This is a genomic window from Lactobacillus bombicola, assembly GCF_900112665.1.
Classification (GTDB): Bacteria; Bacillota; Bacilli; order Lactobacillales; family Lactobacillaceae; genus Lactobacillus; species Lactobacillus bombicola.
This window is the reverse complement of sequence record NZ_FOMN01000001.1, coordinates 61,870-83,729: the sequence shown is the minus strand read 5'-3', so window position 1 is coordinate 83,729 and position 21,860 is coordinate 61,870. Positions and strand designations below refer to the sequence as shown.

Annotated in this window: 20 protein-coding genes; 2 read left to right on the top strand and 18 right to left on the bottom strand. The window is 33.9% G+C overall.

The genetic code is table 11. The features are described from left to right. Positions 1–22: 22 nt before the first annotated feature. The 8 genes from BM203_RS00400 to uvrC all read right to left on the bottom strand — a co-directional run bounded on the left by BM203_RS00400 (position 23) and on the right by uvrC (position 9,034). Entirely contained in the window at positions 23–1,567 is a 1,545-nt protein-coding gene (locus tag BM203_RS00400; protein WP_090091856.1) for a bifunctional metallophosphatase/5'-nucleotidase, read from the bottom strand. Between the two features lie 68 nt (positions 1,568–1,635). Further along, complete coding sequence (rpmF, locus tag BM203_RS00395) at positions 1,636–1,827, bottom strand: 50S ribosomal protein L32 (RefSeq protein WP_090091854.1); 192 nt, start codon at positions 1,825–1,827, stop codon at positions 1,636–1,638. A 111-nt stretch (positions 1,828–1,938) separates the two neighbouring features. Further along, the gene (locus BM203_RS00390; RefSeq protein ID WP_090091853.1) at positions 1,939–2,160 is read right to left on the bottom strand and encodes a lipopolysaccharide assembly protein LapA domain-containing protein; all 222 of its coding nucleotides are present in this window, start codon (positions 2,158–2,160) and stop codon (positions 1,939–1,941) included. An 8-nt stretch (positions 2,161–2,168) separates the two neighbouring features. Beyond that, on the bottom strand, positions 2,169–2,963 hold the full coding sequence (locus BM203_RS00385; protein ID WP_090091851.1) for an SDR family NAD(P)-dependent oxidoreductase: 795 nt from the start codon (positions 2,961–2,963) through the stop codon (positions 2,169–2,171). Continuing rightward, positions 2,960–3,898 (bottom strand): ribonuclease Z, encoded by a 939-nt coding sequence (rnz, locus tag BM203_RS00380; protein WP_090091850.1) that lies wholly within the window; start codon positions 3,896–3,898, stop codon positions 2,960–2,962. Before rnz ends, BM203_RS00385 begins: the two co-directional genes overlap by 4 nt. 12 nt (positions 3,899–3,910) lie before the next feature. Then, on the bottom strand, positions 3,911–5,830 hold the full coding sequence (locus BM203_RS00375) for an acyltransferase family protein (protein WP_090091848.1): 1,920 nt from the start codon (positions 5,828–5,830) through the stop codon (positions 3,911–3,913). Positions 5,831–5,853: 23 nt separating this feature from the next. Next, positions 5,854–7,158, bottom strand: coding sequence for a GTPase ObgE (gene obgE / locus BM203_RS00370; RefSeq protein ID WP_090091847.1), 1,305 nt, complete (start codon positions 7,156–7,158; stop codon positions 5,854–5,856). Between the two features lie 73 nt (positions 7,159–7,231). Continuing rightward, positions 7,232–9,034, bottom strand: coding sequence for an excinuclease ABC subunit UvrC (gene uvrC / locus BM203_RS00365; protein ID WP_090091845.1), 1,803 nt, complete (start codon positions 9,032–9,034; stop codon positions 7,232–7,234). Positions 9,035–9,211: 177 nt separating this feature from the next. On the opposite strand from uvrC, the gene BM203_RS08625 reads away from it, so the two are divergent. After that, the gene (locus tag BM203_RS08625) at positions 9,212–9,325 is read left to right on the top strand and encodes an SPJ_0845 family protein (protein WP_255409262.1); all 114 of its coding nucleotides are present in this window, start codon (positions 9,212–9,214) and stop codon (positions 9,323–9,325) included. 39 nt (positions 9,326–9,364) lie between these two features. Here the strand turns inward: BM203_RS08625 and yihA are convergent, their stop codons facing one another. From yihA to rpsO, 7 genes are all read right to left on the bottom strand, one after another. Further along, a complete protein-coding gene (yihA, locus tag BM203_RS00360; RefSeq protein WP_090091843.1) occupies positions 9,365–9,949 on the bottom strand; it encodes a ribosome biogenesis GTP-binding protein YihA/YsxC in 585 nt (194 codons plus the stop codon). Then, positions 9,939–11,216, bottom strand: coding sequence for an ATP-dependent Clp protease ATP-binding subunit ClpX (clpX, locus tag BM203_RS00355; protein WP_090091841.1), 1,278 nt, complete (start codon positions 11,214–11,216; stop codon positions 9,939–9,941). Before clpX ends, yihA begins: the two co-directional genes overlap by 11 nt. Before the next feature lie 122 nt (positions 11,217–11,338). Then, positions 11,339–12,664: a trigger factor gene (gene tig / locus BM203_RS00350; protein WP_090091840.1), complete on the bottom strand. Its 1,326-nt coding sequence runs from the start codon at positions 12,662–12,664 to the stop codon at positions 11,339–11,341. A 143-nt stretch (positions 12,665–12,807) separates the two neighbouring features. Next, on the bottom strand, positions 12,808–13,998 hold the full coding sequence (gene tuf, locus BM203_RS00345; RefSeq protein ID WP_090091838.1) for an elongation factor Tu: 1,191 nt from the start codon (positions 13,996–13,998) through the stop codon (positions 12,808–12,810). A gap of 183 nt (positions 13,999–14,181) precedes the next feature. Further along, positions 14,182–15,015: a hypothetical protein gene (locus BM203_RS00340; protein ID WP_090091837.1), complete on the bottom strand. Its 834-nt coding sequence runs from the start codon at positions 15,013–15,015 to the stop codon at positions 14,182–14,184. A gap of 2 nt (positions 15,016–15,017) precedes the next feature. Continuing rightward, complete coding sequence (locus tag BM203_RS00335) at positions 15,018–16,784, bottom strand: ribonuclease J (RefSeq protein ID WP_090091835.1); 1,767 nt, start codon at positions 16,782–16,784, stop codon at positions 15,018–15,020. 154 nt (positions 16,785–16,938) lie between these two features. Then, positions 16,939–17,208, bottom strand: coding sequence for a 30S ribosomal protein S15 (gene rpsO, locus BM203_RS00330; RefSeq protein ID WP_090091833.1), 270 nt, complete (start codon positions 17,206–17,208; stop codon positions 16,939–16,941). A 198-nt stretch (positions 17,209–17,406) separates the two neighbouring features. Here rpsO and rpsT point away from each other — a divergent pair, with 198 nt between their 5' ends. Beyond that, positions 17,407–17,658, top strand: a complete 252-nt coding sequence (gene rpsT / locus BM203_RS00325) for a 30S ribosomal protein S20 (protein WP_090091831.1) — start codon at positions 17,407–17,409, stop codon at positions 17,656–17,658. Positions 17,659–17,707: 49 nt separating this feature from the next. On the opposite strand, the gene holA is transcribed toward rpsT, so the two are convergent. The 3 genes from holA to BM203_RS00310 all read right to left on the bottom strand — a co-directional run bounded on the left by holA (position 17,708) and on the right by BM203_RS00310 (position 21,813). Next, positions 17,708–18,694 (bottom strand): DNA polymerase III subunit delta, encoded by a 987-nt coding sequence (gene holA, locus BM203_RS00320; protein WP_090091829.1) that lies wholly within the window; start codon positions 18,692–18,694, stop codon positions 17,708–17,710. Between the two features lie 160 nt (positions 18,695–18,854). After that, entirely contained in the window at positions 18,855–21,134 is a 2,280-nt protein-coding gene (locus tag BM203_RS00315; protein WP_090091827.1) for a DNA internalization-related competence protein ComEC/Rec2, read from the bottom strand. After that, positions 21,103–21,813: a ComEA family DNA-binding protein gene (locus BM203_RS00310; protein WP_090091825.1), complete on the bottom strand. Its 711-nt coding sequence runs from the start codon at positions 21,811–21,813 to the stop codon at positions 21,103–21,105. Before BM203_RS00310 ends, BM203_RS00315 begins: the two co-directional genes overlap by 32 nt. Positions 21,814–21,860: the final 47 nt, after the last annotated feature.

Here is a 21,860-nt window from a genome sequence, read left to right as displayed (position 1 = left end):
GTCGGCAATACCGCCTGCTTTTTTATTTAAAAGAATAATTTTTAACTAAATCAACCTTCGGCTTAATCTGAGTCAAAAATTCTTGAAACATTTGTACATAATCCTTGTCATATATCTCTTCAATTTTGTCTAAATTATAGACGGGATAAAAACCGCCACCCATTGCGCGATAATTATTGACTGCCAAACGGTAGATTTGTCCATCTGCAATTTCTTGTCCATCAAGTTCTAATTTGGTTAGCCTTTGCCCAATGGGACGATCAATTTCAGCTTGATAATTTATAGGATAGAACGTATCAAAATTAAAAAGTAGATTCTGATACTTAGGAGCAAATTCAATTTTACCTTGATCATTTTTAATTAAAAATGAAAGACTATGTTCAATAATTTGTCTTAATTCTTTTCCAGTTAATTTTACACGGCATAACTGATTAGCATACGGATAGTTAAGCAAAATATCACGCATTGTTACTTTTTGCTCGAATCCTTTTGCGGTTTCACTCATTACTGCAGTTGCCGAGATATCCGCCTGAGTATAATATAGCTGCATTTGTTGTAAAAGATTGACAAAAGGGGCTCCTTGAAGTCTAGCTTTTTGAGCGTTATCTATTTTTGCTGGAGCATTTAAATAAGCAATTGGTTGATCAAGCCAGTTTTCAGTTTGCTTATTTAAACCTGAACATAAAGAAATTATTTCTTTATCAGGGCAATAATCTTTTGTATCAATTAAACTTGCAGTTGTTGATTGGATTTTTTTAGTGTCTTCATCTATTTCAACGACAACCTTACCAACAGCTTCTCCGCGATATCCAGGTTGAACAATTGCCGTATCAAAAGCTTCTAAACTCATTTTTTGGTGTTGATGACCTGTTAAAAAAACATCAATTTCTGGAATTTCTTTTAAAATTCGATATCCCTCGTTTTCACCAGTTTTTGGTTCTGTTGCTTGACCAGTATGTATATCGGCTTCAAAGCCGCCATGGTAAATAACTGCTAAAATATCAACTTCAGCTCGTATAATTTGTGTATAATATCTAACTTGATCAAAAGCAGACAAAAATTTCAAGCCTGTAACATTCTCTGCTGGTTCCCATGCAGGAACTCGTTTAGTTGTTACTCCAATTATGCCTATCTTGATGCCATTTTTAGTAATTATACAGTAGCCTTGACCAAAAGCCGGTTGAGCAGTCTTCTTTGCTAAAATATTGGCATTTAATAAAGTTGAGTGATTGTAATTAATGTATTGGCTTAAATAAGTTAGGCCAAAATTAAAATCATGATTTCCTAAACAGCGTACATCATAGCCAACAGCATTATATAAGTCAGTGTATTGTTTTAGGGCAGTCTCATCTGCTGTATGAACATATGCGGCTAAAGGAGAGCCTTGTAAGCAATCTCCTGTATCTGCTACAATAACGTTATTAGCGCCATATTTTGCTCGCTCTGACTTAATTACGCTACTTACTCGACTTAAACCAAAAGAAGCATCTTCAGTTCCGAAATTTTGATAATCAGTCGGTAATATATAGCCATGGATGTCACTTGAACTCAAAAATACTATTTCCATCATTTTCCTCTTACTCAACAGATTCTTTTAGGTAAAAAAAAACACCAATAATCGGTGTTTTTTTCATATTATTGGTTGTCACTGCTATTAGCTTCTGTAGCAACTTGACGACCTTTGTAATAACCTTTAGGTGAAACGCGGTGGCTCAAACGGTATTCACCAGTAGTTGCATCGTAATGCATTGCTGGAACAGTTAATTTGATATGACCACGACGTGAACGTTTCTTTTGCTTAGAAGTATGTCTCTTAGGAACTGCCATTTAATTGATCTCCTTTATTGTAAATTAGGTTTTCCGGTCACTATTAATAAGGGCCTTAAACACTTCACGTTTGTTAATGATACTATTGTATCCCAAATAAATCAAGATATATTAGTTATTCTTATCATGATTATGTCCATTTGAACCCCAAAACCAGCCGATTAAAACACCAATAATTAGCATTAAAACTAAAATAATAATTAAGGGTAAATTGAGTTTAAATAAACCAAAATTGATTGCCACATTGCCAGTATTAATAACTACAAAAATTACCGATAACAAGCTAAGAATTAAAGTTAAAATTAATTTTAACTGATCAATTTTATTTTTCATTGGTTTAACTACTTTCTGGAAGCATACTTAATAGATAATTTGTCACCGATACTTGGAAATAAATTATACAGCTTCGCATACACGGCAAGACTAATCGGAATATTTAGTTCGCGCTTATTGCTACCAAAATAATGTACCACTTGCCAAGAAACATCATCAGGGTCAAGCATATATCCTTGAATATTTTCAACATAATGTCCAGTTTTATCAGCAATATTAAAAAAGTTAGTATAAACTGGACCTGGATTAACAGTCATCACCTTAACGCCAAAGGGTTTTAATTCTAAGCGCAAGACATTAGAAAATTGAATAACAGCTGCTTTTGATGCACTGTATGCCGCAGATTTAACTGTTGGAATTTTGCCAGCAATTGAACCAAAGTTTATAATTTGCCCTGCCTTTTGGTCCATCATCACTCGACCAATTAGTCTCGTAAAATACATTAAACCTAATACATTGACTTGAAACATGGCAGTTATTTCGCGCCGATCCATCTCGACAAAGTTACCAAATTTTCCAAATCCGGCGCAATTGACTAAATAATCAATATGATTTGTTACCTTAATTATATTTTTAAAAGTAACATCAATTGCGTCGCTCTCCCCCATATCAGTGACAAATGCATAAGCTGGAGCACCGGAAAGTTCATGTGCCTCAGCTGCAAGATGATCAAGTTCATCTTTTCTTCTTGCAATTAAAACAACTGTAGCACCACGACCAGCACTCTCTAAGGCAATTGAATGACCTATACCACTTGAAGCTCCTGTAATAACAACCACTTTATCTCTTAATGAATCGCTCATTTTTCTTCACCTTTCATTGGAATTATAACTCGATCAAAATCATTAGCTAATTTAGTATTGGGGAATATCTTCTTCGCTTGTTGCACTAATTTTTTTGCTTTTGCACCTAAGTATCTAGCTGAAATATGGTTTAAATACAAACGCTTTACCCCATTAGCTTGCGCAACCTTAGCCGCTTCTACCGCAGTCGAATGATAATAAGAATACGCTAAATCTGCTTCGTTACCAGCAAAAGTAGACTCATGAACCAAGACATCAGCATTTTTAGCTAGCTGTGCAATTGTTGCCGTTGAACGGGTATCATAAATAATTGAAATTATCCGCCCAGCCTTAGATGGACCTAAAAAATCGCGTCCATCCAAAATCGTATTATCATCCAAAACGATTTTCTCCCCATTTTTTAGTTTACCAAGTAATGGTCCATTAGGTATATTATATTGCGCTAATTTATCCATTAAAAGTTCACCTTGATGAGGATCTTCAACTACGCGATAGCCAAAACTAGGCACTCGATGTTCTAATTTTTCTGCGAAAACGCTAAATCCATTGCCTTGAAAAATCAGGCCACCCTTTTCTAGCGGTACAAACCTAATTGGATAGGAAATTTTTGTTCTTGATACTTTTAAAGAAGTTCTAACAAATTGTTCTAAGCCTGGGGGACCATAAATTGTTATGGGACCAACATCGCCTTGAAATGATCTAGTTGCCAAAAAGCCAGGCAGGCCAAAAATATGATCGCCATGATTATGTGAAATGAATATTTTTGTTATCTTGCGCATTCGAATATTAGTCCGCAAAATTTGATGTTGCGTAGCTTCACCTACATCAAATAACCAAATCTCATTTAATTCATCAAGCATTTTAAGGGCAATGCTTGATACGTTGCGTTGCTTTGATGGTTGCCCTGCTCCTGTACCTAAAAATTGTAACTCCATAAATTTCCCATTCTAAAATTTTGCATGCTTAACGATTGCTTTGACAACAAAAGCGCTATAATATTTTGAACCGATTGGTGTAGGATGAGTATGATCATCATAAAACCAATTGGGATGACTTTTTGCATAGTTGCACCAATCAATAATATTTAAATTATGATAACGTCTAGCTGCTTTAGCTAAAGACTGATTGACCTGATTTTGCCACGGTTTATTGGGCACATAAGTATTAATCCAAAAAACTTGCCGCTTAGATCCTATTAGTTGCATTAGTTGATTTAAGTCAGACATTGGAAAAGCTCCATTTGTTCCTAAAGCAATTAATACATTGTCAGCTAAGACATGCTGAGACTTGTAATGGTCAAGTAACCCAAAAGATGCGTTTACTTGTCTGGAAACAGCCGCATCAATAATAGATTTAGGCATTAACCGTGTTAAATCGTTACTAGAACTTGCCATAACAGAATCACCAATTGCCGTTAATTGAACTTTATGTGCTAATTGTAAATCAAGTTGTGAAATTCCATATTTTTTATATAACCGATTGACTGGGTGGCTCTTTGCAGTCTTATTAGCTACTTTAATTAGTTTAGCTCTTTTTTGATCTTTTTTCTTACTTTTTTTTATTTTGGCAATGGCCAGTTGATTCTCTTTTTTTTGCTGCCGACAATTCTTTCGAATTCTTACAGCTAACTGCGACTGATTATAATCTTGAGCTTTAACCATTGGTGAAACAATGATAGCAATACTACCGCAAATAAAAATTAAACTTATTACTAAAGCCTGGATTTTAGAACCGTAATTTTTTGTCTTAAAATTTAAAACTTTTTTTAGGTATTTTTTGGTAGAAGATAGACTAATTTTACTCAATGGCTTTTCAATAAAACGATATGACAATTCACTTAAGACAAGAATTATCGTAATTTCAAATAAATGGTATAAAAAAGCATATTCAGCTAGATTAGATATTTTATCTTCGAAAAAAATCATAACTGGAAATTGATATAAATATATACCATAGCTTCTAGAACCGAGCCAATTAAAAACTGGATTAGTCATCCATCTATTCCAGTGACTACATGGATGAGCAATAACAGCCACAAAGATAGTTGTTGCTATCGTAAATAACAACATCCCACCATAATAAGGAAATGGTCCTTCAGCATTCATTGCTGGACTAAAAAACATCAATAAAATAATAAATAAGGCAACAAAACCCATGCCATCCAAAAAATAAGCTTTATTTTGCTTAATTTCGGTCTTCAGTTTATTTATTGGCCATAATACGGCTAATACTGCTCCTATCCCTAAAGCAAAAAAACGTGTATCAGTACCGTAATAAATCCTATTAATATTAACACCAATTCGATACATAATTGCCATTTCAAGAGCAGAAAGTAGAGAAAACCCCGAAAGAATTTTGACCATTACTTTTTTATTCTTTGCATACTTGACAAGTAGATAAACGACTAATGGCCATAAAAGATAAAATTGCCCATTAATTGACATTGTCCAAAGATGGACAAAAGGTGACTCATTAGCAGCAAACCGTTCAAAGTAACTTTGCCCATTAAAGATTTGCCAAAAGTTATAAACACTTAGTACATTAGAAACTACGATTTGCCATAAATTAGCAAGTAAATTGCGCTGAAATAATAATATATACGCCGAAGAAAGCCATAAGACCGAAAGTAATGATGGATATAATTTTTTAATTCTACTCCAATAAAAATTTACGTTATCAAAAAAACCATCTTTTTCATATGACTTTAACATTTGACAAGTAACTAAATATCCTGATAAAACAAAAAATATCGGTACACCAAGATAGCCACCAATAAAAGTATCGGGATTAAGATGATATAAAATCACCCCAATAACTGCCAATGCTCTGAGTCCAGAATATCCTGTAATAAACCGATTTTTTTCCATATTTTCAAACTTTTCTATTAAATTTATTGCACAAATTCAAAATTAAATGTGCCAATAACAACTTCGTCACCGTCAACAGCCCCACTTTTACGTAGTGCTTCATCTACACCTAAGTTCTTTAATTGCCGAGCTAAACGAATAATACTATCTTGATAATCCAGGTTGGTTCTTGCAACTAATTTTTCTAAACCTTCACCCTTAATTTCAAATAAATGCTCTTCAAGCTTTTCGATCGTGAATTCATCTTTCTTAGATTTTTCGTATCGATATTCCTTAGTCTCTGGTCCAGCTTTTATTTTTTCTTTAGCCTGTTCTTGCTCTACTTGCTCTATTAAAGTAGCAGTACTATTAATCAATTGCTCAATACCCTGATGAGTAACACTTGAAATTGGATAAACCGTTTCATTAATAGCAGCTTGTTTTAAATCCTGCTCAAATTTAGCTAGCTTGTCAGCAGCTTGAGGTAAGTCCATTTGCGTGGCTACAATTATTTCACGTCTTTTTTCTAGATTTTGGTCATAAGACAATAGTTCCTTACGAATTTTTTGATAATCCTCAATTGCGCTACGACCATTATCTGGATCCATTGATACCAAATGCAAAATCACTTTAGTTCTTTCAATATGACGTAAAAACTGAATACCAAGACCAACGCCTTGACTGGCTCCTTCGATTAATCCAGGCAAATCAGCCACTGAAAAATCACGACCATCAGGAAGAATGACTATTCCTAAATTAGGAGTAAGTGTAGTAAAATCATAGGCCCCAATCTTAGGTTTTGCTTTTGTTACTACTGATAATAAAGTCGATTTACCTACTGATGGAAAGCCTACTAAACCAACATCGGCTAGTACTTTAAGTTCTAAGCGTAGAACACGATCTTCACCAGGTTCACCATTTTCAGCAATTTCTGGAGCAGTATTAACACTATTAGCAAAATGAATATTTCCACGACCACCACGACCACCATGAGCAACAATTAACTCTTGCTTATTTTCGGTTAGATCTCCGATTTCTTCATTAGTGTTAAAGTCGTATACAGTTGTACCAAGCGGTACTCGTAAATAGAGATCTTTGGCGCCACGACCATATTGTGATTTTATACGACCGTTTTCACCATTCTCGGCCTTAAATTTGCGCCGATAACGGAAATCCATCAAGGTCCTTAACCCACTATCAGCAACAAAAATAATACTTCCACCGCGACCACCATCACCTCCGGCTGGTCCGCCATTTGGTACATATTTTTCATGGCGAAAGGCAACAATACCATCTCCACCTTTACCAGCTTGCACTTCAATCTTAGTTTGATCGACAAATGTTGGCATGTATTTTTCCTCCCAATTGCACTAACCTTAATACTATACCACAAAAATTCTGGCACATTCGATAAAATTAGCGTCACAACGTTAATTTAACAGTTTGCGCCTGTGGTAAAGTTAATCCCGCTGAACATAATTCTGCAATACTTGCTTCCTTTATTTTCTTTAAAGATCCAAATTGTCTTAAAAGTTTATTTCTACTTTTTGGACCAATTCCCTTAATTGAATCAAGCTTACTTGATAAGGCATTTTTCGCATGTGTACGCCGATGAAAAGTAATGGCAAATCGGTGTACTTCATCTTGAATTCTAGTCATTAGATAAAATCCTTGTGATTTAGGATCAAGTGGAATCAATTTCATGGGTATGCCATTAATTGGGTCACCATAAAGCAGATGATTTGTTCGGTGCTTGTTATCCTTAACCATACCAGCAACCGGTATTTTTAAATCCAATTCATTACGCAAAATATCCTGGCAAGCATCAATTTGAATTTGTCCACCATCCATTAAGATGAGATCAGGCATTTTTTTATGTTCACGTAAAAGACGACTATATCGACGACGAACAACTTCACGCGTATTACGAACTTCATCACCCCCGTTTTGATGTTCAACTTCACCTTTCAATTTATACTTTCGATATGAATTTTTGTCAGGTTCTCCGTCTTTAAAAACCACTAGTGCTGAAACTGGATCTGTTCCTTGAATGTGGGAGTGATCAAAGCTTTCAATCACATGTCCATAGGGCAGAGTCAAAGCATCAAAGATTTCTTTTTGTGCCCCCTTAGTCTTGCGGTTATCAAGTTCTAACAATCTAAACTTATCATCCAATTTAAGTTTAGCATTTTCCTTTGCCATTTTTAATAGTGCTTTTTTTTGTCCTCTGATGGGAGTTCTAACTTGAACTTGTAAAACTTCACCTAAGACTTCATTATCAATTCCAGTTGGCACTAAGACTTCTCTAGGTAATACTCTATTTTTTTGACCATAAAATTGCACAATAAATGAAGTAAATGCATCTTCGGGGTCACTTTCATCAGTTAAGGGATACATTCTTGTTTCGCTTCTAAGTAACTTAGCCTGTCTTAAAAAGAAAATTTGAATCGCAATCCATGATTTATCTACATAAAAATTAAAAATATCACGCTGAGTATTGTCATTAGAAATTATTTTTTGCTTTTCGACTGTTTCTTCAATATATGCGAGTTGATCACGAATTTCTGCTGCTCGTTCAAATTCTAAATTTTCAGCAGCTTTACCCATTCTCTTATTTAAATCTTGTTTAACTGCTATTATGTCGCCATTTAAAAAACTTTTGATTTTTTTAATTTGTGCTCTGTATTCTTCTTTGGGAACTTCCTTAAAGCAAGCCCCTAAGCACTGCCCCATATGATAATATAAACATGGTCTTTTCTGTTTACCATTGCACCTTCTTAAAGGAAAAAGCTTTTGAATAAATTTTAATGTTGCTTGTGCCGCATAAACATTAGGATATGGACCAAAGTAATATCCACCATCCTTACGCACAATACTAGTTAACTTAGTTTGAGGATCGCGTTCATTAGTGATTTCAATATAAGGATAACCTGTTCCTTGTTTCAACTGTACATTATAGTAGGGTTGATATTTTTTAATTAAGGTAACTTCTAATAGAAATGCTTCTTTATCCGTTGATACAGTGATAATGTCATAATCTCGAATTTCACGCACTAATTCAGCCCTACGTCCAACCTGTTTACTCTTAAAATATGACCGAACGCGGCTTTTCAGATTTTTTGACTTACCAACATAAATAACCTTACCGTTTATATCTTTCATCAAATAACATCCTGGCTTAGCAGGCAAAAGCTTTAATTTATTTTCAATTAATTTTGTTGCCAAAAACTCACTTCCTTATTTTCTGAATCAATTTTATCACAAACTTTCTTTCTGGAAGCCTGGATGGGTTTTTAAATTAACAATTTACTTTACATAATAATAATTATTTCTAATAGTAAGTTAGCACTAGCCGAATCTTTCTTTTTTTATTATAATAAGACAAATGAAAGGAAGATAACTATGGGATTAACTTTTAAAAAGCAAGATAATTTAGAAAGATTATTTGATAAGTTTGCTACAGTTCCTGAAGATAAAAAAAAGAAGAGCAATAAAGATAAAAAAAAGGCAAAATAAAAATGGCTCATTAATGGGCCATTTTTATTTACTTTAGTCTTACAAATATTGTTCAATCCAAGTCCATACTTCTTTAACATGCGTTTTTTGCACAGAGCTATAAGTTAATACACTAACATTATCATGTGCTAAATCAAAATTTTTCTTCAAATTGGATATAACTTTATTTTGCTGGCTTTTCTTTACTTTATCAATTTTTGTACAGACTACCAAAATTGGCAATTCAAGAACCAAGGCATAGTTGTACATCGCAACATCGTTTTTAGTAGGTTCATGCCTTGAATCAACTAAAATAATCAATCCCTTTAAGTTTTCTCTAGTTTCAAGGTAATCTTGAATCATTTCGCCAAATTTTTCTCGTTGTGTCTGAGAAACTTTCGCATAGCCATATCCTGGAACATCTACTAAATAAAAATCTTGATTAACAATATAAAAATTTAAAGTTTGTGTTTTCCCAGGTTGTGAAGATGTTCTAGCTAAATTTTTGCGTCCTAATAATGAATTAATCAAACTGGACTTTCCAACATTAGAACGACCCGCTAAAGCAATCTCACTTAAATTATCTTGAGGATACTGTTCTTCTTTAACTGCACTAATGGCATAGTCACTACTCTTAATGATCATTTACAACCTTAATTTCTTCTTTAAGTGGCTTATCACTTTCTTTTTTTCTATCAACTCGAGGTTCAGCTTGCTTAGTAATCACATCTTCGGTTATTTCAACTCTTTCAATATCTGTCTCACTAGGTATTTCATACATAATGCTCATCATTGCATTTTCAATAATTGTTCTTAACCCACGCGCACCCATATTACGTTCAATTGCCAAATCAGCAATTGCTGTTAAAGCACTATCTGTAAATTCTAGTTCAACATTATCAAGAGAAAATAATTTTTTATATTGTTTTACTAAAGCATTTTTAGGTTCTGTTAAAATACGAACTAAATCTTTATTATCCAATTTATTTAGGGTAGCTATAATTGGTATACGTCCAATAAACTCTGGAATTAAACCAAACTTAACTAAATCACCAGTTGTCAAGTGCTCTGTCCATTCTTCATCTTGTATTGAATTTAACTTACTTTCTGCACTAAAACCGATAACTTTTTTACCTAACCGACTTTTAACTATCTGTTCTATTCCATCAAATGCTCCACCAACAATAAATAAAATATTAGTGGTATCAATCTGAATCAATTCTTGTTGGGGATGTTTACGTCCACCTTGTGGTGGAACTGAGGCAATAGTGCCTTCTAAGATTTTTAAGAGTGATTGCTGCACTCCTTCCCCAGATACATCGCGTGTAATCGATACATTTTCAGATTTTTTAGAAATTTTGTCAATTTCATCTATATACACAATTCCACGTTGCGCTCTTTCAATGTCGTAATCAGCATTTTGCAATAACTTCAGTAAAATATTTTCAACATCTTCACCAACATAACCAGCTTCTGTTAAAGTTGTTGCATCTGCTATGGCAAATGGAACATCCAGAATACGAGCCAAAGTTTGAGCTAAATAGGTCTTACCTGAACCAGTAGGCCCAATAAGAGCAATATTTGATTTTTGCAATTCTGTTGAAGAATCAATATCCATCTGAGTAATCCGTTTATAATGGTTATAAACAGATACTGATAAAATTTTCTTGGCTCTCTCTTGCCCAATAACATATTGATCAAGCTGCTTCTTGATTTCCATCGGCTTCGGTAAGTCTTTTGCCTCTTTTAATGAATCCGATTTTAATTCATCGTCGATAATTTTTTTAGATAAATTAACACATTCATTGCAAATATAAACACCGTTACCAGCAATCATTTTTTTAACTTGATCTTGTGTTTTATCACAAAAGGAGCACTTAATTTCTTCTTGATCAGTAAATTGTGATGCCATTCTATTCCTCCTTATGTCTACAAGTTTAAGAGTATCATAAATATGTTAGGTACTTGAATTATTTGCTTGTAGAAAAATAAAAAGGTAGTTAAATAACTACCTTTCTACTTTCGATTTAAGTTCTATTTGTTGTCTGAACTCTTATCGTCGTCATTAATCTTGGATTTAGCAACTTGTTTTGCATTGTCAGTGACAAGATCAATTGCCTTACGAATATTGATATCGTGTGAAAGCATGTCATCAGTTAAAGTATTACGGACAGTCTTTTCATCCATATTGTACTCTTTTGCAAGCTCTTTAATTTCGTTATCAATCTCTTCTTTTGAGGCTTTAATAGCTTCTTTTTCAACGATTGCTTCAAGAACTAGGTTAGTCTTAACTCTTTCTTCTGCATCCTTGCTAAACTGTGAACGCAATTGTTCTTCAGTAGTCCCAGTTAATTTATAATAAGTTTCTGGATTAATGCCTTGACGTTGCATATTACCTAAATATTGATTCATTTGAGTATTAACATCTTCTTGAATCATCGTATCAGGTATTTCTTTAATTGTTGCATTGTTAACTGCTACTTCAATTGCGGCTTGCTCAATCGCTGATTTAGCTTCTTCTTCTTTTTTAGTTTTTAAATCTTTCTTGATTTTTTCTTTTAATTCATCAAGCGTTTCAACAGAATCATCAATATCTTTAGCAAATTCATCGTCTAATTTAGGAAGTTGCTTTGATTTAACTTCATGAATCTTTGTAGCAAAATGTGCTTCCTTACCAGCTAAATCTTTTGCACCATAGTCTTCTGGGAATGTTACTACAACGTCTACATCATCACCAGCTTTATGACCAATTAGTTGATCTTCAAAGCCAGGAATAAAGGTATTTGAGCCAAGTTCAAGAGCATAATCATTAGCTGTTCCTCCATCAAAGGCCGTGCCATCTACTGTACCCTTATAATCAATAGTTACAGTGTCACCTTTAGCAGAAGCATCTTTCTTAAGCACAAGTTCAGCATTCTTCTGGCGATCTTGCTCAAGTTCATTGTCAATATCCTTAGCATATACCCGAGTATTTTGTTTAGGAACTTCAATACCCTTGTAGTCACCTAATTCAACTTCAGGCTTAACATTGACAAGTGCTTTTACACTCCAGTCCTTACCCTTTTCCATTGAAACAGGAATAATTTGTGGTTGCCCTACAGCTTCAATACCAGCCTCTTTAACTGCAGTAGCATATGCAGTTGGAAGAACCATATTTAATGCATCTTCATATAATGCTTCTTCACCATAATATTGATTAAAAATTACTCGAGAAACATGTCCCTTTCTAAAACCAGGAACACGTAAATTATTTTTTACTCGCTTAAAAGCTGAGTCTAACCCACGCTTAACTTCAGCTTGGGGAATATCAAAAGTAAGTTCACCGTTATTTTCACCGGTTTTATTCCAATTTACAGACATTAATTAAATACCTCCAATGTCAAGTATCACTTCATCGTACATACTAAATTATCTTACATTAAACGATTGAAAAAAACAAATTTAGGCAAAAAAAGATGTACTTCTATGAAGAAGTACATCTTTTTAAACTGTCCTTTTATGAACTAGTCAAGGATTTCAGTAACCTGACCAGCACCAACAGTACGACCACCTTCACGGATAGTAAACTTAGTACCCTTTTCAATGGCTGCTGGTTTAATTAAGGTAACAGTAAATTCTGTGTTATCGCCAGGCATAACCATTTCAGTACCTTCTGGCAATTCGATTTCACCAGTAATATCAGTAGTGTGGAAATAGAATTGAGGACGGTAGTCTGAGAAGAATGGAGTATGACGTCCACCTTCTTCCTTCTTCAGGACATAAACTTGACCCTTGAACTTGTTGTGGGTTTGAATTGAGCCAGGTGCAGCTAAAACTTGTCCACGGACAACTTGGTCACGGTCAATACCACGAAGCAATACACCAACGTTATCACCGGCTTCACCAGAATCTAAAGTCTTGTGGAACATTTCCAAACCAGTAACAACTGACTTGATAACTTTTTCTACTAAACCAACGATTTCAACTTCATCGCCGACCTTAACAGTACCACGGTCAATACGACCTGAAGCAACAGTACCACGACCAGTAATTGTAAATACATCTTCAACTGGCATTAAGAAAGGCTTATCAGTTTGACGTTCTGGAGTTGGAATGTATTCATCAACAGTATCCATTAACTTCATAATAACGTCTTGTTGTTCCTTGTCACCTTGTAAAGCTTTCAAAGCTGAACCACGGATAACTGGAATGTCGTCACCTGGGTAATCATATTCTGATAATAAGTCACGAACTTCCATTTCAACCAAGTCAATCAATTCTGGATCGTCAACTAAATCAGTCTTATTTAAGAAGACAACGATGTAGTTAACACCAACTTGACGAGCAAGCAAAATGTGTTCACGAGTTTGTGGCATTGGTCCATCAGTTGCAGCAACAACTAAAATGGCACCATCCATTTGAGCAGCACCAGTAATCATGTTCTTGATATAGTCGGCGTGTCCTGGAGCGTCCATGTGAGCATAGTGACGCTTTTCAGTTTCATACTCAACGTGAGCGGTATTGATAGTAATACCACGTTCTTTTTCTTCTGGTGCAGCATCGATTTCTGAATAATCTTCAGCTTTAGCCAAACCTTTTTCTGATAAAACTTTAGTAATAGCCGCTGTTAAAGTGGTCTTACCATGGTCAACGTGACCAATAGTACCAATGTTTACGTGTGGCTTCGTTCTAACGTAATGTTCTTTTTCTGCCATTAAAATGACCCTCCTGTAAATTTGCAAGAAGTCCGTTGAGATAATAACGGATAGTTCTCTGTTGAATATTGTACTACTTTCATGGGCAAATGCCTAGTATTTTAATGCATAGAGCCATGCCTAATGAAAACATCCTTTGCTATTATACTAAATGTTTTCAAAAAGTAAACCCCTTTGTTTAAATTATTTAGGCAAATTAAGTTCGATTGTTTCGAACAGCTTTTGATTACCCCTACCATCGTGGTTATCAATGTAAGAAGCAATATCGCTAGCGAAACTATCAGGCTCATCAACGTACTTATTTATCATAGGATAAAGACTACCTAAAATCAAGTTAACTTCAGCTAAAACTACTGGTAATTGACTTGGTCGATGATAATATTTTGCTCCTATACCCGATATTACTTCACGATATATTGGCTCATCTTTTAATAAATTAGTATCAGCTGGGATAAATTTCACTAAATCACCTAGAATGACTACGCTAATCTCATCTTTCAAGCCAAGCCGCACAAAATCTTCACAGAGTGCTATTCTTACTGCAAAGTTCAAAGTTGGATCAACTAACAAACTTTGTGCAAAAAACTTAAAATTAGCTAAGCTTAATTTAAATAATTGCTGATAATCATATTGCGTAGGCTGTTTTAGTTGCTTAAACTTAAGCATCAATTCTTGTTGTTCAGTTATGCTTACTGGTTCAACAGAAATAGCTAGTTCTCCTTTGGTCAAATTAGTTACTTCAAAAGCTTCAATAGCAAAATGATTAGCCTTTAAAATTTTGCTATATTCAGTAAAAATAGTTTTATCTGAAAAAAGATCCCCTTCTTCTTTAATCAAACTATATGCAGCATATTCCTGCTTATCTTTTAAATATAATTCACAAAGCATTAAAACTATTTCTTGACTTGAACCTTCACGTAGTGCTTCTTCTAAGTTTTGAATGGCTAGTGTCACATTGTTATCTAACTCATTTTTTCTTGCAAGTTGCAATAAATTTTTTTGACTTAATGTAGTCATGACTAATCTTTCTTAATAATTCGCTTGCCAGATTTATTTACATCAACTGAATGGTAATCGTTATTTTTGCCGTTGCGTTTTTGTAAAGCTCGGTGCCGATTCTGGTTAACTTCCATTACCACCGGTAAAACAACCGGTCGCCGATTAGTTTTTTTATATAAAAACTTCTCTAAATCATTGCGTACATCCTGTTTAATTTCAGTCCAATCAAACTTTTTATGTTCAAAATTATTTTTAATTGTACTTTTAATTAACTCAACACTATCCTGCATCAATTGTCGATTTGCTTTAATATAAACGAAACCTCTACTAGTAACTTGAGGTTGAGCTATGATTTTTTTCTTTCGACGATCAATAGTTACTACTGCAATAAAAATACCATCATCAGAAAGAACCTCCCGATCACGTAGCACAATATTACCTACATCTCCAATACCAGAGCCATCTATCATGATATCATCACCTGGAACCGGGTCAGTCAAATAAAATTTAGCTTGTTTAAAATCATAGTTTAAACAATCACCATTACGTGTAACTATTACATTTTCCTGACTTATCCCTGCTTTAACTGCTAAGTCTTTATGAGCTTCAAGTAAGCGATATTCACCAATAACTGGTATTACAAATTTAGGCTTGAGGATACTAATTAGCATTTGCAAATCGGTCCCTGTAGCGTGCCCACTCGTACTTTTAGCACGTCCTAATTCAATAACCCTTCCACCTGCTTGGTAAACCATATCGCTGGTTTGTGCCACTGTTGTTTCAACTGCATGAGAAGGAGTAGTTGCAATAAAAACGAGATCTCCAGGATGAATGGTAATCATCGTATGTCGCTTCTTGGCCATATTCTGTAATGAATTAAGGGGCTCGCCCATTTGACCTGTTTCAAGGATAACCACTTTATTTTCTGGTATTTCCTTTAAGTCTTTAACACGTATCAAAAGCTCCTTTGGCACTTTTAAATAGCCTAAGCCCATCGCTGTACGGACAATTTTGGCAACATCTCGGCCTGTTAACAAAACTTTTTTGCCAGTTCTATAAGCAGCATTTAATACTTCCTGTATACGAATCAAATTGGAAGCTTTGGCTGCAACAATCACCCTTCCCTTTGCATTACGGAAGACATTAGTCACATATTCGCCAATTTCTTGTTCCGAAACATTTGGTAAGGTGGCTTCAGCATTAGAAGAGTCACTTAACAAAGCCAAGACGTTTTTTTGTGAAATTTCTGCCAATCTATCTAAATCAGTTCGATAATTTGGTGCTGCAGATAAATCAAATTTAAAATCACCGGTATAAACTATTTCTCCCGCATTTGTATGAACATCAATTCCTAATGAATCTGGAATTGAATGCGTGGTGTGAAAGAAAGAAATATTAGAATTTTTAAATTCAATTTCTGTATCTGCATCAATCACATGAAAAAGGCTTGTCTTTAGACGCTTATTTTCACGTTTGACTTTTATTTTTGCTAATTCAATTGTGAGCTGCGAACCAAAAACCGGAATATCATACTTACGTAATATATATGGCAATGCCCCGATAGAATCAGCATGTCCATGTGTTAAAAAGATGCCAACTACCTGATCACTATACTGCTCAAAAAAATCAAGATCTGGGATAACCAAATCAATTCCAAACAAGGTACTATCAGGATATTTCAAACCAGCATCAAGAATATAAATTTCGTCATTTACTTGGACAGCAAACATATCTTTTCCTTGCTCACGTACGCCGCCCAAAATCATTATTTTAACTTGATCAGTCATCATATTTCCTTTTCTATTGCTATTCAATTGTTATTTTATGGATCATTACGATCTCAACGTAAAAAAGTGTCTTTTTTCATTCTAGCATAAAAATTAATGATGAGAAAAATAAAAAGTCAGTTCCTAGTTCGAACTGACTTTTTATTTTATTAAATTAACGACGTAAACCAAGCTTCTTAATCAATTCACGGTAGCGATTAATATCATTATCTTGCAAATAACGAAGCAAGTTACGGCGATGACCAATCTTTTTCAATAAACCAACATATGAATGGTGGTCATGCGAATGATTGCGCATATGTTCAGTTAAATTGTTAATATCTGTTGTTAATATTGCAACTTGAACTTCTGTTGATCCAGTATCACCTTCATGAGTCGCAAACTTTTTAATAATTTCATCTTTTTCTGCTTTTGAAATTGCCATAATATTTCACCTTTCATTAAATAATTGCCGTTAACAACGTTAACCGTCAGGTGTGAGCGTGCAAACAGCGTTAACGGTTCACAACAATAGTATAATACAGATTATTTTTTTAAAAAGCAAGTATAAATTAGCTTGCATCTGCAATTATTCTTCAGTATAATTTACTAAGTGAATTTACGATTATTGGAGGTGAATTTTATGCCACAAATCAAGTCAGCTATTAAACGTGTTAAAACTCAAGACGCTACTAGAAAGCGCAATGCCGCTCAATTGAATCAATTAAGAACTGCTGTTAAGAAGTTCAAGGTTGCTCAAGCTGCTGGTGCTGAAAACGCCTCCGAATTACATGTTGCTGCTGCCCGTGCATTAGATAAGGCTGCTTCAAAGGGTCTTATTCATAAAAACAAGGCTAGTCGTGACAAGAGCCGCTTAGCTAAGTTAGCTAAATAAACTTGTATAACTAAAATAAAAAAGCAAGAATGAATTCATTCTTGCTTTTTTATATACTTAAAATAAATAATTTCAAAAAAACACTTTCCCGATATTGACCATTTTTATAATTGAAATCTAGCTCAATCGCCTGCTCAAGCAACTTTTCTATCTGAGTAACTGCAAATTTGTTACTAAGAGCCACCTTTACCCGATAGGGATGTACTCCTAGTGTTTTAACAATTTCCATTTCTGTTCTGCTTCGCTGCTGTAAAATTTTGACTACCAAAATTAATTCTAACTGATTTTCAAAAACAGCAAGTAGTTGGATTGGATTAGTTCCTTCACGCAACTGATTTTCTAATCGATCAATTGCTTCTTGATAATCATGTTTTAGTGCAGCTTCCAAAATTGCAAAAATATTTTGTGCCAAAGAAAGGTCAATATTTTTTTCAACTAATTCAGATGTAATTTTGCCATTATCTGCAACTAGCTTTAACTTATTAAAATTACTTAGTGCAGTATCTAAAACTTGATCACTTCGTTCAAGTAGCAATTGTAATGCTGATCTTGAAATTTCATAACCCTGGGTATTCATAATTGACTGAATTATTTTCCCAACTTCGTAACTTTTTACTGTGGTATCAACAACATTAAACTTATTTAAAACAGTTTTCGTTATTTTTTTACGTCGATCAAGTTTGTCATATGAAGCAACTAGCACAACAATATCATCTAGCTGCTCAATATTAGTAAAAATTTTTTGTAGTTGGTCCGTTTGCTTTTTTAATTTTTGTGGAACTTTAGCCTTTAAAAAAAATGGATTTTTCACCAAAATTACCTTTTTCTGACTAAATAGACTTGATTCAGTTAAATCAGCTATCAACAAATCTAGCCCATCAGTTTCGCAATCAATAGTTAGATAGTCAAAGCCAGAAAAAGCTTCTTCATGTGTAAATGAGGCAGCCAAATAATCATTTAAAAAGGCATCATTTCCCGTAATCAACGTTTGCGGATTATTCTTACTTGAATTTTTAAATAAAGAAAGTAAAGTCATCGCTACTCACCATTATCAAAACCTAAAATTTGGTATAAATCTAATTAATCATATCATAGTCTACTGTTGAAACCCATGCCTAATCTGTGATGAAATAAAGTATATATTCAAAATTAGAATTTAGCCAAGTTAATAAAATGGCAATATCGCTAACTTATTTTTACTTTAGGAAACGATTAAATTTAGGTTTAGTAAACTTACTATATGTCCAAGAAATCATGCCGCAATCCTGTGTTGAAACCCAGGGAATGCCTAATTTTTTAAGTGTAGCAATAGTTTCTACATGAGGATGTCCAAAGCGATTATTACGACCAGCTGAAATAAAAACAATTTCTGGCGCTAATTTATGTAAAAAATCAGGATTAGATGAAGTTTTACTACCATGATGACCTAATTTAAAATAATTAGCCTGTAAATTATATTTAGCCATCAACTTTTGTTCACCTTCTTGGTCTAAATCGCCGGTAAATAACCAGCTTTTATTTGCAACTTTGAAAAAAATTGATAAGCAATCTTTATTTTCACCTTGTCCCGGCTTAAAGGGATAAACGATATTAAATTTAATTTGTGGTTCCTTAATTTCTTGTCCCGCTAGTAATTGTACTAGCTGATTCAATTTTATGTGCTTTTCTATACGCTTTTTAAAAGAAGGATTAGCCATCAACCCTTGTGCAAAATATAATCTTTCGACTGGAATTTGACTCATAAGTGGTCCTAAATCTCCAATATGGTCAGTATCCTTATGCGTTACAAAAATGCCATTAAGTCTGCTAATTCCCTGAGCTTTTAAAAAGGGAAGCGTAATTTTATTGATTTGTGGTTGTACTTTTTGCTTACTAAAATTAAGCTTACCACCAGTATCTATCAGATAAGCTCTTCTAGGAAAAGGCGTTGTAATTAAAATGCTATCTCCTTGCCCAACATCAATAAAAGTTACTTGACCAGTTAATGGAAAATGAATCATTAAAAACAAGATCAGGTATAGCCACCCTATACTTTGAAAGAGCCACTTTCGTTGTGACCGATTAAAATAGGGCTCATTCTGATCAGCTAGTAAAATTACTGTTAAGCTAATTAGCAGTAGGCATTGCCACCAATTGATTTTACCAAAAGTTAATAGGCCAATTTTAGAAGCCGATAGGCTACCAATTTGTTGCTCTCCTAGCATTAAAATTTTTTCAAAAGCCGCACCCATGCTAGGTACAAGGTTAAAAGTTAGTAAATTTATAAAAGTAAGTGGCAGTATAATGTAGTTAAAATAAGGCACAATCAACAAATTGAAAATTACAGTTAATAGATTTAACTGGAAAAAGAAGAATAATAGCAAAGGGACTAAAAAGATATTTAATAATAATGACTGTTTAAAATTAGGTAGCTTATCTGTAATAGCTAAGCCCAAACTAAGTACATAACTTAAAAGAGCCCCAGCTTGCATCATTAAACGTGGATCAATTAATAAATGGATTAAGCATGTCAGCCCTAGTAAGTCTAATTTAGCAATTGGAAAGCGATGAAATTTAAGCATCTGACTTAAAAAATAAGATAAGCTGGCCCGAATAAAACCTGCTTGGTAATTACTAAAAAAAATTCCTCCTAATAAAAGTGGCACACAGCAAGCAAAAGTTTCAAATTCTGTTAATTTAAAATAGCAGCAGATTGTGCTAATAAGTATAGTATATATGCCTACATGTAACCCTGAAATACTCAAGATATGAATAACGCCAAGATCGCGATAATTGTCTAGAATCGACTGATTAGCTTGACTAGGATTTTCCCCTAGTATCAACTCACTACTAAAAAAGCACAGTAATTGTGGCATTTTTTTAAAATACGACTGTAAACAAAAGCGTAAATAATGTAAATAATTTATTATTCCAACTACTCTAGTTTTAATATGGCAACTCTTTAAATTAACCTGCTGCGTTACATTTTTTCCTAAGTAATATTTACGTAAATCGAATTGACCATAATTAGTTGCTTGATCAATTTTTTTAACTTCCCCATTAAGTTCAGTTAAAACTACTTGATACCCACGTTCCAGTTGCTTTTTTTGCATATCCGTAATAGTTGCTGTTACTAAAACTGGAGTTCCTTTTACCTTACCCACCCCAGTAAGCCAATTATCCTTTAAGCTTATTTGATCAGGATAAAGTTCAATTGAAGAACTACTAGTAAGGGAAAAAGTTGGATGGGGCCTGTTTAAAGTTACACTTACAGCTGCTAAAATCAAAAATAATGCTAATACATTTTTTAAAGCTGAATATTTTTTTAATAATAAATAAATAAAATATAATCCGAATAAACTACAAACAATTGTTTGTTCTATTTTGGAACACTGATATATTAAAAAACTCAAGTCAATAAATAAGAGCGCAGTAAGTAAAAAAAATCCTGGCTGTAACTGCTGCCTAAATTTCCAGTTGATTTTTGAGTGCTGCAAAAGTTTTATCTCCAATACCTGAAACTTGCTTTAAATCTTCAATTCTTTTAAAAAGACCATTTTTTTGACGATAAGCAAGTATTTGAGCTGCCTTTTTTTCACCAATCCCAGTTAGCTTTTGTAAATCCTGTTCGTTTGCAGTATTGATATTTACTTTCCCCGTAGCCGATTGATTAGAATTAGTAGCTGCTACTGCGGTCGCAGAGGTACTTGCTGCTTCACCTTGACTTGAATTAGCAGAAATAATTATTTCACTGATTTTGATTTTCTCACCTTTATATGGAATGTGAATCTTGTCTTGATCTTTTAAAATTAATGCTCGATTTACATTTTTTAGCTGGGCATTGCTTACAATTCCACCTGCTGCCGTTATTAGTTCCTGTAGTCTTGCACCATTTTTTAAAGTATAGACTCCTTGGTGCTTGATAGCACCTGAAATATCGCAAGTTATATCACTATTTTTTGCTACAAGCTGTGGCTTATCACCTTCATTTTTCTGCTGTTTTTGCTTAGTTGAAGTATTTTTTTGAACATGCGTTGGTTTAATGCCCAACTGGTCATCAACGGTTGGTGCATGATTTTCATATTTATTCCAAAATACAATAAAAATAAAAATCACTCCTATAATGACGTATTGCTTATGCTCAATGAGCCAATCCCTAATTTTTTCCCAATTCATATCCTTTTTTCCTCCTTAAGGTTATATACGAAAAAAAAGCTCAGAAT

Coding starts and splice junctions, on each gene's coding strand:
- BM203_RS00400 (WP_090091856.1), bottom strand. CDS start 1,567: ATGGAAATAGTATTTTTGAGTTCAAGTGACATCCATGGCTATATATTA.
- rpmF (WP_090091854.1), bottom strand. CDS start 1,827: ATGGCAGTTCCTAAGAGACATACTTCTAAGCAAAAGAAACGTTCACGT.
- BM203_RS00390 (WP_090091853.1), bottom strand. CDS start 2,160: ATGAAAAATAAAATTGATCAGTTAAAATTAATTTTAACTTTAATTCTT.
- BM203_RS00385 (WP_090091851.1), bottom strand. CDS start 2,963: ATGAGCGATTCATTAAGAGATAAAGTGGTTGTTATTACAGGAGCTTCA.
- rnz (WP_090091850.1), bottom strand. CDS start 3,898: ATGGAGTTACAATTTTTAGGTACAGGAGCAGGGCAACCATCAAAGCAA.
- BM203_RS00375 (WP_090091848.1), bottom strand. CDS start 5,830: ATGGAAAAAAATCGGTTTATTACAGGATATTCTGGACTCAGAGCATTG.
- obgE (WP_090091847.1), bottom strand. CDS start 7,158: ATGCCAACATTTGTCGATCAAACTAAGATTGAAGTGCAAGCTGGTAAA.
- BM203_RS08625 (WP_255409262.1), top strand. CDS start 9,212: ATGGGATTAACTTTTAAAAAGCAAGATAATTTAGAAAGATTATTTGAT.
- yihA (WP_090091843.1), bottom strand. CDS start 9,949: ATGATCATTAAGAGTAGTGACTATGCCATTAGTGCAGTTAAAGAAGAA.
- clpX (WP_090091841.1), bottom strand. CDS start 11,216: ATGGCATCACAATTTACTGATCAAGAAGAAATTAAGTGCTCCTTTTGT.
- tig (WP_090091840.1), bottom strand. CDS start 12,664: ATGTCTGTAAATTGGAATAAAACCGGTGAAAATAACGGTGAACTTACT.
- tuf (WP_090091838.1), bottom strand. CDS start 13,998: ATGGCAGAAAAAGAACATTACGTTAGAACGAAGCCACACGTAAACATT.
- BM203_RS00340 (WP_090091837.1), bottom strand. CDS start 15,015: ATGACTACATTAAGTCAAAAAAATTTATTGCAACTTGCAAGAAAAAAT.
- BM203_RS00335 (WP_090091835.1), bottom strand. CDS start 16,784: ATGACTGATCAAGTTAAAATAATGATTTTGGGCGGCGTACGTGAGCAA.
- rpsO (WP_090091833.1), bottom strand. CDS start 17,208: ATGGCAATTTCAAAAGCAGAAAAAGATGAAATTATTAAAAAGTTTGCG.
- rpsT (WP_090091831.1), top strand. CDS start 17,407: ATGCCACAAATCAAGTCAGCTATTAAACGTGTTAAAACTCAAGACGCT.
- holA (WP_090091829.1), bottom strand. CDS start 18,694: ATGACTTTACTTTCTTTATTTAAAAATTCAAGTAAGAATAATCCGCAA.
- BM203_RS00310 (WP_090091825.1), bottom strand. CDS start 21,813: ATGAATTGGGAAAAAATTAGGGATTGGCTCATTGAGCATAAGCAATAC.